This window comes from Cyclobacterium roseum (assembly GCF_010119225.1).
GTDB lineage: Bacteria > Bacteroidota > Bacteroidia > Cytophagales > Cyclobacteriaceae > Cyclobacterium > Cyclobacterium roseum.
In genome coordinates this window covers 12,354-25,279 of sequence record NZ_WNKF01000025.1, presented here as the reverse complement: position 1 = coordinate 25,279, position 12,926 = coordinate 12,354, and the positions used below count along the sequence as shown (strand labels likewise).

Here is a 12,926-nt window from a genome sequence, read left to right as displayed (position 1 = left end):
ATTAAAAAATTCCAGAACTGATACCATAAATAAACATCATCGCTGTGATGATGGAAATCCCCAACTGAAGGCTTGCGGAAAAATTTTCCCCCGACCCAATTTGCCGTATTTGCATCGGTTGTAAATACAAAATGTCATTGGGCTGAATAAAATAAAAAGGGGAAGCAAGTAATTGCCGGTCATTAAGATTAATCTGATGTATCTTCGTACCCCCGTCGTATTGCCGTATCAAAAACAGTTCGTTCTTCCTAGCCAGGATATTGGACTCCCCGGCCATTGAAATGGCATCAAAAATGGTCGCCCGGTTTTTCAAAATTATCTTTGGCCCCACGCTATTAAATTCTCCCAATGTGGTATAGCGGATCCCGCCGATCCGTAACCTAACCTCTACATCCTCCTTAAAATAAATACTAATGGCTTCCTGAACTTTATTTCTGGCCATTTCTTCGGTCAATCCCGATAATTTAATTTGCCCTAGAACTGGCATGCGTACAAAACCATCTTTATCAAGCGAATAACCTGAAAAGTAAAAAATATCCATGGCTCCACCCCCGGCCCCTCCGGCACCACCCCGTGCAGCCATGGCTCCCTGATACTCAAATGCTCGGAGCAATTCCTCATTAGGAGTAGCAAAATCAATGTCTACAATATCGTGCGGTTGTAAAATGTACTCGTAATCCACTTCCGCATAAGGGATAAACTCATCCAGGTCGATGGATTCATTTCCTTTCAGATTTTGAAGGTAATTGATTCTTTTATTACTGATACAGGAGGAAACCAATACCGCAGATAACACTACTAAAATCAGCCTCATTGGGTAAAAATTCATTATGACCGTCCTCAAAATTAAGCAAATAGACTTATTTACGAAATTTATATTTGGTTTTAATTTAATCAACGTTATTTCCTATTTAACATACGGTTATATGCCTTTAAAATACTTCTATGCATGGATTTTCGGTCGTACCCACTGACTACTTTCTCATGCAGCTTCTCTGCAAAACCTTGCATTTCGGCTCTTTTTACAAAAGCAAACTCCAACGCTTCCTTCAGCACTTCTGCCCGGCCCACAGGAAAAATCAGCGCTGTTTTCTTGTGGGTGGCAATTTCTTTATTCCCCTCTATATCCGAGCAAATCACCGGACAACACATGGCTCCGGCTTCCAGCAACACGTTTGGGAAACCTTCCCGGTGTGAGGGGTGCACCAGCACGTCACATAGTGCCATGTAATGCGCCACATGATCGGACCAGGGAACGTGAACAATTTTGGGGTGATCGTTAATTTGATTGATGGTTTTTCGTTCAAGGGGGTTTAAATCCTGTTCGAAATCTCCCAACAGCACCAATTTGGACCGACTTACAATTTTAGAGTGAATAAACGCTTCCACCAGGTCAGCAATCCCTTTGTCTTTCACCATCCTGCCCACGGCCAAAAAGAGAAATTCATTTTCTCCGGGCTTGATCCGCATGGTCGCGGCCACCAAATGATTTTCCTGCAAATTTGACCTGCTAAACTGCTCCAGGTCTACACCGTTGGAGGAGCCATTTCCGATGACGTTGACTTTTTTTTCATTTACTAATTTCTTCCGGATAATGTAATCTTTCAGTGAGTACGCATTCGGCCAGACCTCATTCGCTAGTCGAAAGGTAATTTTCTCAATCAGTGAAAGAAGGGTTTGTTGGGTCTTTGACCCGGAAACCAATGGCAGGCCCGCCAAAGTGTGGATCCGGACAGGCACCCCCGCAAACTTCGCAGCTACCATCCCCAATAGCCCGGCTTTTGGGGTATGGGTATGGACGATATCCGGCCGCTCTCTCTTAAAAAATTTATAAAGTAGCCATATACAATACAGATCCTTTACCGGGGTGATTTTTCGCGTAAAAGGAATAATTACTTTTTCGATATGCTTTTCACTTTTTAAAACATCCTGCCATTCTTTCCCCTCTGAGGAAACGGCCAGTACCTGAAATCCCGCTTCAGCCATAAATCGTAATTGGTGTTTGATCAATAATTTCAGTGAGAGGGGTACCGTCGTGATTCTGATTAATTTTGGCATTCAAAAGGGCTATTAATTTTAAAAATGTAAATATACCGCTAAAATTAATAAAGCTGGGAATTATTAAGACGATCCTGGAACTTCCGGAAACGCGAGGGCTCTATTTCAGGCATGTTTGGCGAGAACACCCTTTAGCATAACGAAAAAAAGACACCTAAAATGTGCGGGCGCGAATCATTTAAAAACAAATTTTCCCGCCTTGAGCATTACCTTACTTCCGGGGATATTGGAATCTTCCGCACCTGCCCCGAAAAGGCGGTTATTTCCATCTCCCGAGTCGCCGGGGGGATTTTCAGCCAGCGGGTGGACTGAGATAAAAATCCGGACCCATGGTACAATTCCTTACGAATCGCCTCACCATCCCTCAAATGAAAAATAACCGAAAAATCAAGGGGCTCCGGGAGGAAGAAAGTGGCAGAATCCAGCTCCTGAAATCGTTTAAATGCTTTTAACCTACCTCTGTTTTGCCCGGCAAGAGTCAGCAATTGCTGCTCGCTGGTTTTCAATTGCACCAGTGATTTACCGTCTCCTGGCACCAGAAACCCGCTTTCTACGGGTAAAACAGGTTCAAACCCACCTTGTCCGTCTCCTTTGAGCCAGAGGCCTACAAAGGCATCCTGTCTGCCCGAAAATACCTCGTGGCCATAATCATTGCCTACCAGGAGTATATCGAGGAAGCCATCCTCATCCAGGTCGGTAGCAACCATGCCATAAACCGGAGCTACCTGGCTTAATAAAGGTAAAGGATGCATCTTAAACCTACCGTTACCAAGGTTTTCCAGGTAACTGCTGCCCATGTGATTGGCTTCTAATCTTATGGCTGAACGGATCTCCTCCTCCGTCAAAACCTCCGTCAATCCGGCCCTTCCATAGGATTTGTAATTTGAAAAACGCTTCCTAAACAAAGGACTTTGACTGTATAAATCCTGCCAAAAGTGAACGGGATAGGATTCGAAATTGCCTTCCTCATTTTTAAAATGTGCAAATAAGACAGGGTCAATGCTTTGGTTTTTATCAAAATCACCGGCGTAAAGGCTGAGGGGCCTGTCGGTGGTTACCTGGTAAAAGTTATTCTTTCCCAAATTGCCCACTACATAATCGATGTCTCCATCCGAGTCAAAATCAGCAGCCGTAATTCCATTCCACCAACCCGTCAGATCTGCAACACCTGTATTTTCATGTTTTTCTAATCCTTCTCCAGTATTCTTAAAAAAGGTTACCGGCATGAATTCACCCACTAATAGCAAATCCACTTTTCCATCCTGATCCATATCCGTCCACAAGGCATCACTAACCATCCCGATCTCTTTCAATCCCGGTGCCAGCCGATCGGTTATGTCAACAAGTTTATCTCCTTCCTTTTTCAATAGCACATTTTTTCCGGAAAGCGGATAGTTACCCTGGCCGGATCGGGCACCAACAAAGAGTTCCAAATACCCGTCTCCGTCAAAATCGGCCGCCCGGACCACCGTGCCTACTTCCTGCATATCCGGTGTCGCACCCTCCAAAAGGTGAAAATTACCCTTCCCATCGTTTTCGTATAATCTGTCCCGGTACACCTGGCTGCCTAAGGCATATTCACTGCTCCCACTGACGGCATACAGGTCCAAATCCCCATCCATGTCCCAATCAAACAATAGCAAGCCCATGTCTTCCATCTGAGTTTCAGAAGGCAGGGGAAAGTCCGTGACCTCAAAACTTCCGTTCTGATTTTGGGTTATTAATTTTCTGGGATACCCTGCTGCGCCTCCCATCACCAAATCGTCCAATCCATCGCCATTGATATCCCCTACCGCCAACCCGGGTCCAAATTGGGATAATTTGTGTGGAAGGGTTCGCTGCATGTTAAAATCCACCGCATCCCGTTCCTGATGATCAATAGCCAGGCCAAGCTCCTCTTCAACGCCCAATAAAAGGGGCTCAATTGCGTTAACCGCCGTTTCCTGTTGTACGTCTACTTTTGATGCATTTGCTATATCCAGGTTCAATACCCGATTTAGGGGTACGTTTTGAAGTTTCTGACTGGTTCCGTTTGGCCAGAGCACCTCTAGCAATTCGACATTGTTTCCACTTCCCAAACCAAAATGGACTATATCCTCCACAGAAGACATGTACCCCCGTGCGGTATAATGTTCATGAAACAGCGTCTCCCCGTTGCTCAAGGTGAGTTTAATCCGGGTTCCCAGGCCGTTGGCATTTTCGGGGGCTCCGGTAAATTGAATCCTCAGGTAATCGACCTGGTTTTCCGAAGTTTCGGAATACAATTGATTTTCAAAAACAAACGCTTCCTGATTGATATTGCTTACGATATAATCCAAGTCCCCATCCAAATCCAAATCGGCATAAACGGCTCCGTTCGAAAAGGAAGGAAGGTCTATTCCCCAAGTGCTACTTACATCTTTGAAGGTCAGGTTTCCATTATTTTTGAATCCGTAATTTGGGATTTTTACCACTGGAATGGAATCCAGCAGCGTTTTATCGGTCGCAACCGAACCCAAATCCGCCCGGAAATTGGTAAAATCCTTGTCGGTAATATCTCTGGGATAACCGTTGGTTACTAATAAATCCTTGTACCCATCGTTATCCACATCCGCCCAAAGCGGGGACCAGCTCCAATCGGTCTGGTAGATCCCCGCCAGAAATCCAATTTCACTGTATGGTATCCCCTGCCCGTTGTTAAGATGCAACATGTTACGAACGTATTGATGCTCAAAACCCCAACGCTCGTTATGAATGTATTTTTGGTAAGAATTCTGGCTGATGGTGGTTTTCATACGAAAATTAGTCTCCGCCAGCATGTCCAGGGTAACGATCTCCTGGATCCCGTCGTTATTGATATCTCCTATATCCATACCCATGGAAAAATGACTTTGGTGACGAATATAATTCCGGATGTTATTGCTAAAGGTACCGTCCTGGTTGTTGATATAAAGTATATCGTTTGACAGGTAATCGTTGCTAACGTAAATATCCGGATAGCCATCTCCGTTAACATCAGAAATACCAAGTCCCAATCCATACCCTTCGATTTGAATACCGGCTTCCTTACTCACATCAGAAAAGGTGCCGTCTCCATTGTTTCGATAGAGCCTGTCGTTGTTTCCGGCAGACCCGTCGGTTAACTTTTCCCGGAATACTCCTGGTAAGTCTGTGACCAATAGATTATTCAACACATACAGGTCCAGGTCGCCATCCAAATCATAATCGAAGAAAGCGGCCGACATGCTGTATCCCATCTCATTGATTCCGAAATTTTCGGCTTCTTCCGTAAAAACAGGCACTCCCTCCGCATTCAAACCCTGATTGACAAAAAGTAGATTTGCCCGGCCCAGAGAGTCTTTTTTCATGGCTGCAGAAACGTAAACATCCATCCATCCATCGCCATTGATATCGGTGATGGTAACCCCGGTACACCATTTTCCGGACGCTTTGATGCCAGCCCCTTCCGAAACATCTAAAAACTGAAACGCTCCCTGATTAAGGTAGAGGTGATTATCCACTTCATTCCCTGCAAAAAAAAGATCGGGAAGCCCGTCGTTGTTAAAATCAGCTACGCCTACCCCGGCTCCATTGTAGATAAACTCTTCGGTCATGATATTGAAGGAATCGGTTTCCATAATGGTATTGGCAAAATTAATTCCCGAGTGTTTTGAGCATACCTTTTTAAAAAGTGTCTTTCTATCGATCTCATTACATGAGCACAGGATAATCAAAGCTCCTATTGTTGCTAAAATAAACCTGATAAAGCATTTGAAATTACTCGCAATCAACATTGGATTAATTTATCATTTTTTTAAATCGAAACCTAAAAACCCTAAAACAAGAAAAGTGAGGAAGGTCCTCACTTTTCTTGTTTATTTTATAAGATTTCAACTATTAAAAAGCAGGATCTTGAACCAATGTGGGAGCTCCATCTTTGAATGACCTTTCAATAGCTTCCAAAGGTATAGGGAAATATTCATGCGTTCCTTTCGTAAAGGACCTACCAGAAAGGTAGGACCTCCTAGTGCCCTCTAACGCAAGGTATTCATTAAGTACCTCAGCCGCAACTCCCCATCTTTGCAAATCAAAGAAGCGGTGTCCTTCCATCGCAAACTCCAACCGGGATTCCATCCTAACTGCCTTTCTTGCCACCTCTGGATCGGTCCAGGGTTGATCATATGTGGAAATTACGTAATTGGCAGCAGGTTCTCCTTCTACAATGGTAAAATCATTCCTCTCTTCGCCCTGTATAGCCCGGGGAACAAAGCCCTGAGGGTTGGCTGCACGTTCCCGAATCATATTGACCAACTCTCTTGCTCTTTCCAGATTACCCAATTCAACTTCCACTTCTGCTAACCAAAGCAACACCATACCGTAACGCATGATCCGGTAATTGTTGGCTGAAAGGTTTTGCCATCCCCCTACACCATGTGCTTCAGGTTCCGCTACATGTTTTTTGGGAGAATAAGGTCCTGCATACCCCAAATCTCTGATAAAATCGGTGTCGTGAATTTTAAACCCTTTATACAAGATTCCCGGTCTTCCCAGGGTATGATCAATTCTTGGATCCAATGGCTCTGTATATTCCGTTTCCCAGGTTACACTTTCCTGATTAAAATCCTCCAGCATTGGTAATCCATCAGCGGTAGTTTTAAAGGCATTCACTAAATTTTGAGAAGCCTGGTAAAACCCACAACATCCCCATGGATCCGTATAAGGGTGGGCCAACCCAACCCCTTGGTTTGATTTATCCCCATTTGCACTGGAGATGGCAAATTGGATTTCAAAAATGGATTCCTGATTGTTCCTGGTGGCCACCAAATGATTGTCCTCAAAGTTTGGCACCAATTCAAATTGGCCGGAGGCAACAATCTGGTCTAACAGTACTTTCGCTTCCTGTAATTTAGCAGTATTGGCCTGACCAGTACTTTGGTCCCAACCCTGGAACATTTTCGCTTTGGCCAGGAAGGCCATGGCTGCCCATTGAGTAGGTCTTCCGGGTTGCCCCTGCGTCTCCGGCAATACATTCATGGCAGCTTCAAAATCCGCTTCTATTAAGGGCCAGATTTCTCTGTCGTTGGGTACTTTAGAGCTCTCCAGATTATTCAATTCAAAGGTCTCTTCATCTATGTAGGGAACGGCTCTCCACATTTTTCTTGCTTCAAAATGATAGAAACCTCTTAGGAATCTGGCTTCCGCAATCACTTGCTGCCTGCGCTGCTCGGTCATGTCTTCAGCCTCCTCGAGCGTATTCAACACATCATTGGTTCTGGCCACTCCCTTGTATACCCCTCTCCATTTATTTCTTAAATGGGTGTTAGTAGCCTGAAAATCGTAAGCCTCCAGAAAGGACTGCTCAGGCTGGTCACCTGCGTCTGTGCCTTTGTAGGCATCATCTGAAGTTAGTCCTCCAAATACCCAATTTTGGATATCGTTATTCCAAGGTGCCTGACCATCCAAACCAGTACCTGATAGCATGGCATACGCACCCAGCAATAATCCTTCTACTCCATCTGCATTGGCAACAGCCACTGTACTGAATTGTCCCTGAGGAATCGTTTCCAAAAACTCATCGCTACAAGCGAAAGTGAGCGCTCCTGCGATCACGGTGCCAATACCAATATTTCTATATTTTCTAATTATATTCATTTTTGATTCAATTTAAAAGGTAAGGTTAAGACCAAGAATTAGGTTTCTCGAAACCGGCATGTAACCGCCATCAAATCCTAAAGTATTATCCGTTCCTGTCTGAATTTCAGGATTCAACCCCGAATAATCGGTTAATGTCAATAGATTTTGTCCCTGAAAATATACGGAAGCATTGGTCAATCCAACAGCATCCAAAGCTGTTTTAGGTAAGGTATATGTCAACTGTATGTTCCTGAACCTGAAATAAGATCCATCCTCTATCAAATAAGTGGATGGACGGCTGCTGATCTGATCGTTGGCATCCATAATGGGGGAAGTTCCTGAAGGATTATCGGGTTGCCAGGCCTCATACAAAGCTCTTCTGGACCTGTTCCCCTGAAAGGAATTGAAGTCGGCAAAAAACCTCACGTAATTAAATATATCATTTCCTATAGAACCATTGCCAAACACATTCAAATCCCAGTTCCTATATCCCAAATTAAGGTTAAGGCCAAATACAAAATCAGGATGAGGATTTCCAATGATGGTACGATCTGCATCGGTTATCACTCCGTCTTCATTCACATCTTCAACCTTGAATTTTCCGGGAGCGTTATAATCTCCATAGGGAGGGTGATTGTCAGCCTCTTCTTGTGATTGGAAGATACCTAAATTGTTATAACCAAAGAACGAGGATATGGGCAAACCTGCCTGTGTCACAGTCACTGCCGGAACCCTTGAGGTATTTCCAAAGAATATGGTTTCCTCACTTTCATCCAAACGGTCAACTGTGTTTCTGTAAACAGAATAATTTCCTGAAATGCTATACCTAAAATCTCCTCCTGCCAGGGTATTGTTGTATCCTATATTCAAATCATAACCCTTGTTGGTCATTTGCCCCACATTGAAAGATGGAGCGGTGGCATCGCCATGTGCAAAGCTGATAGGAGGCACGAACAGCATGTCTGAAGTTATTCTATTCCAAATGTCAAATTCGAGGAAAAACTTACCATCCAACATCTCCACGTCTAATCCAAGGTTGTTGGAAGTAGTGGTTTCCCATTTTGCATCAGGGTTTCCAAATTTTGCCGCATCAAAACCAATTGTGGGACTTGAAGTAGATCCGTCGATGGGATAACCTGCATTAAATATGTTGGATCTGTAAGTGGTATAGGCATTATAGTCTCCAATTGATTGGTTACCTGTCTGACCCCATCCATACCTTAATTTCATATCTGAAACAAAAGGTAGGGCTTCCGCAACAACTGCCTCATCAGACAGTCTCCATCCTAAACTAAAAGCAGGGAAAGTCGCATTCCTTGAAGCTGCCAGGAACCTGGAAGAAGCGTCATTTCTCAAAATAAACTGCACCAGGTATTTACCCTCATACGAATAATTTAACTGCCCAAAGGTGGAAAAAAGCCTGTAGTCAGTGGTCGCCCTTCCGAAATTTGTTGCAGTAGTTGGGTCACCTAAATCGAGATAACTTAAAATGTCCGTCGTTTGAAAGGCAAATCGTTGCCTTGAAGCTCCAAATATTTCTCCAAATTCTTGTATGGCTTCAGTTCCCACATAGGCATCAAATTTATGCGATTCGTTGAAGGTTTTAGTCCAGCTTAGTGTGTTGGTCCATACCCATTGTAAGGAATATTGATTTTCTGCTGTTGAAGAGTTGATAAAGTTACCTTCTACATATTCGGGTTGGGGTCTACCCAGAAATCTTCCGCGTCTATTGGTGCCATCAAAGCCGAAGCTGGTCTTGAATATTAAATCCTCCGTAAAATCATAAGAGGCGTAAACATTGCCAAAGCCCCTAATCCTGAAATTCCTGTTGTCTTGTTGCCTTACCAATATGGCTACCGGATTGAAATTGTTTCCAAGGTTAGCACCCCGGCTTCCGGCAAAATTTCCCATAATATCATAAACGGGTAATAAAGGATGATGCTTATATGCACCGGACACTGCATTCTGTTCTTGGCTGTTTCCGAAGCCTCCCTTTCTGGTATCGAAAGAAACGGACAGATTTTCTCCAACCGTTAATTTGTTATCCAATGTTTTAAACTCGGTATTTGCCCTTAAGGAATAGCGCTCATATCCCACATGCTTTACTACACCCTCCTGATTGAAATAGTTAAGGGATAAGGCATACCTTCCATTTTCGGTACCCCCATTGGCTGTGACCTGATAACTTTGTATCGGTGCTCCGGGATTTATGGATTCAGCCCACCAATCCGTATCTGCCGCTCTGGTAATAGGATAAATGTTTCCGGGCTCAAGGGCATATAGACTGGGATCCACTCCAGGATCACCTTCCATTCCAGCACTTGGAAATACGTAATCGGGAATCGAAACTTCCCCATTTGGACCATAACTGTACTGACCATGCTCTGTTCTTCTTCCTGCATAGGTGTTAGCAAGAAAAATATACCTTCCCAGTTCTTCTGCATTCAATACCTCAGGAGCTCCGTCGGGAGTTTGTGAACCATAAAATGAATTTACAGAAATGGTAGGCTTCCCAACTTTTCCTCTTTTGGTGGTGATGATGATTACCCCATTGGCTGCCCTGGATCCGTAAATGGATGCTGCAGAAGCATCTTTCAATATTTGAATGGATTCGATGTCATTGGGATTTAAATTTCCCTGATTTTGAGTGGGTACCCCATCGATCACATAAAGAGGATCATTGTTACCTATCGTGCCGAAACCTCTGATCCTTACGGTTGCATTTCCTCCCGGAGTAGCATCATTGACAATGTTTACCCCAGCAGCTCTACCTTGCAATTGTTGGGCAAAAGTAGTAGCTGGGATTTTAAGTAATTCCTCCGAATCCACCGAGGAAACAGCACCCGTAATTTCTCTTCTGGACTGGGAGCCATAACCTGTGATGACCACCTCATCAAGACCACTGATCGCTTGTTCAAGCTGAATATCAATGTTGCTTTGACTTCCCACTTCAACTTCCAGGCTGTTGTACCCCAGAAATGAAAAAACTAAAATGGCATCATTTCCAGGCACGGAAATAGCGTACTCTCCATCTATATTGGTAACTGTACCAGTGGAAGTACCCTTTACCAATACCGCTGCACCCGGAAGCGGATCCCCTAGATCATCGGAAACAACTCCTGTTACTTCCCTTTGGGCAAATACCATAAAGGTATTCGTCAAGCCAAAGAGCAAGGTTAACATAATTAATTTGTAAATTTTTAACATTTTTTTTTGTTTAAGTTAAAATTAGGTTTATAAATGGCTATATTTTCTATGTAAAATGACATAACAAATGACACGGCTACCACTATACTAAAAATATTATAATTAAAGGCAAAACACTTTAACTGAAAAGGTGGTAGACTAAATTGGTCAGACAGGGAATAATGGTAAAAAATAACTTTGACGCTGTCTTGAGATTTTTTTTAAACGTTTCATTTTGGTTTGGGTCTAATGAAAGATCAAAGATGCAAATTTTAACTTTCCGTATAAAGCTAATGTTTGCCAATTATACAATTTTTTTTCCCTTAATTAAAAAATAGAGTTAAAAAAATATCCGGTCCTCCTAATTCGATTCATCTAAAATCCAGGTTTAGCCTCCCGTTGTAGTCACTTCCCATATAACTCCCCCATTTCACGGGTCTTTTAATTTTGACGCTGGTTTTCATACGGTGAATCAACATTCCGTCAAAGGCATATCCCTGAAAAAGATTATTGCTGTGACAAAAAACAATGTCCAGTTGCCCATCTTCATCCATATCTCCGATCCAAGGTGTAGAGGCGATATTTTGTCCATCTAGTGGATCTAAAAGTTCAAATTTTTTATCATTTAAAAAATCTACCACAAAGAGTGTGTTCTGATAGATTTTTCTGCCTTCTTCGGAAAAACTCTCGTAATTAACACTCAACAATATTTCATCCACCCCATCTCCATTTAAATCCACCACCAAAGGCGAGCTGGATTGAAAATATCCCAATGTGTCTGTCTTTTTAATGCTGCCGTCCTCCCCATCTATCAAGGTATGTTTTGAATACCCTAAATTTGGCCAGGTTCCAATGGCCGAAGTCACATAAACCCCAGGCAAATCCGATTTTTCAAAGTATCCTATGGCAGGAGTTCCATAAATTTCCGTACCTGGAATTTCCGCTTTCCACAACTGCTCTTTGGTTTCACCATCGAAAGCATAGACCTCCCCGTCTACCGAGGCAACTATCAAATCCTCCTTGCCGTCTTTATTGATATCCACCCATACAGGAGGTGCAATAAAACCCTTGCTACTGTTGGTTGCAAGCTTCCTCGAATCAGAAAGATTACCTCTTAGTACATCCGTAAGTTTACAAACATAGAAACTGCCTCCTACCGTTTCCCCACCGGTGCCAAAGGCTACTTCTATTTCTTCAGGATCATTCGCATTGGATAAAACAGCCGATTGATAGGTTTCCTTGCTATCAGGCATGGGAGCCTCCTGTAAAATGGAACCGTCAGCACTACTAATCACCATTAAATATCCCACTGGTCTGTTTTCATCGTAGGGTTGTATCAAGACATTGCCTCCGTTGGCCACAAGTAGGTCCATTAACCCATCTCCATCCTGATCAGGAATTAATTGCGGATTGTAGAAATTAAAATATTTATTTCCAATCAATTCATCAGGGACGGAGGAGTTAAATTTCCAGAGGATTTCCCCAGTATGCCCATTGATCGCATTCAAAATGCCATTTCTACCTCCTATGAACACATCTTCTATACCATCCTGATCAATATCATATAATAATGCCGAGCCAAACACCTGATTTTCGGCGGAATGTTTCCAGAGTAACTCTCCTGATTTTCCGTCTATGGCCATCATCGCCGTATCCGATGATTGAAATTCCATTCTTCCAGCACCAACAATTACATCCCCTACCCCATCTTTATTCAAGTCTGCAATTCTGGGAGAAGAAGATGTTCCATTCCCCCTCACCGGGAAGGACCAGGTAGGTACCCGTTCAATGTCATAATATATCACCCTATGGGTGGTGGGGAAATCTGAAGATCTAAAATCAATTTGATAAAAAACAACTATGCCAATCGTCAATAATGCAGTAAAAAAATACAATCCCCTATTCTTTTTTATATTCATTCCACGCAGGGCATTACTAGCCGATTAGTATTTTTAAAGAAAAACGAAATTGATTGAGAAAACCGAGTCAATCAACTTTAAATTAATCATCTCATTATTACTTAAATTTCCAACACTCCCAACGTTTTTGGGCGCATTATAAAACCAACC

At 43.0% G+C, this 12,926-nt stretch carries 6 protein-coding genes; all 6 read right to left on the bottom strand.

From position 1 onward, the window contains the following. Position 1: 1 nt before the first annotated feature. Positions 2 to 814: a polysaccharide biosynthesis/export family protein gene (locus GJQ68_RS21950; protein ID WP_162419415.1), complete on the bottom strand. Its 813-nt coding sequence runs from the start codon at positions 812 to 814 to the stop codon at positions 2 to 4. An 86-nt stretch (positions 815 to 900) separates the two neighbouring features. After that, positions 901 to 2,058 carry a glycosyltransferase family 4 protein gene (locus GJQ68_RS21945; RefSeq protein WP_162419414.1) on the bottom strand — a complete coding sequence of 386 codons (1,158 nt, stop codon included), beginning with the start codon at positions 2,056 to 2,058 and terminating at the stop codon, positions 901 to 903. Positions 2,059 to 2,264: 206 nt separating this feature from the next. Further along, entirely contained in the window at positions 2,265 to 5,675 is a 3,411-nt protein-coding gene (locus GJQ68_RS21940; RefSeq protein ID WP_235941845.1) for a VCBS repeat-containing protein, read from the bottom strand. A gap of 259 nt (positions 5,676 to 5,934) precedes the next feature. Next, on the bottom strand, positions 5,935 to 7,689 hold the full coding sequence (locus tag GJQ68_RS21935; protein WP_162419412.1) for a RagB/SusD family nutrient uptake outer membrane protein: 1,755 nt from the start codon (positions 7,687 to 7,689) through the stop codon (positions 5,935 to 5,937). Between the two features lie 12 nt (positions 7,690 to 7,701). Further along, the gene (locus GJQ68_RS21930; RefSeq protein WP_162419411.1) at positions 7,702 to 10,878 is read right to left on the bottom strand and encodes a SusC/RagA family TonB-linked outer membrane protein; all 3,177 of its coding nucleotides are present in this window, start codon (positions 10,876 to 10,878) and stop codon (positions 7,702 to 7,704) included. A 350-nt stretch (positions 10,879 to 11,228) separates the two neighbouring features. Then, positions 11,229 to 12,776 carry an outer membrane protein assembly factor BamB family protein gene (locus tag GJQ68_RS21925; protein WP_162419410.1) on the bottom strand — a complete coding sequence of 516 codons (1,548 nt, stop codon included), beginning with the start codon at positions 12,774 to 12,776 and terminating at the stop codon, positions 11,229 to 11,231. Positions 12,777 to 12,926: the final 150 nt, after the last annotated feature.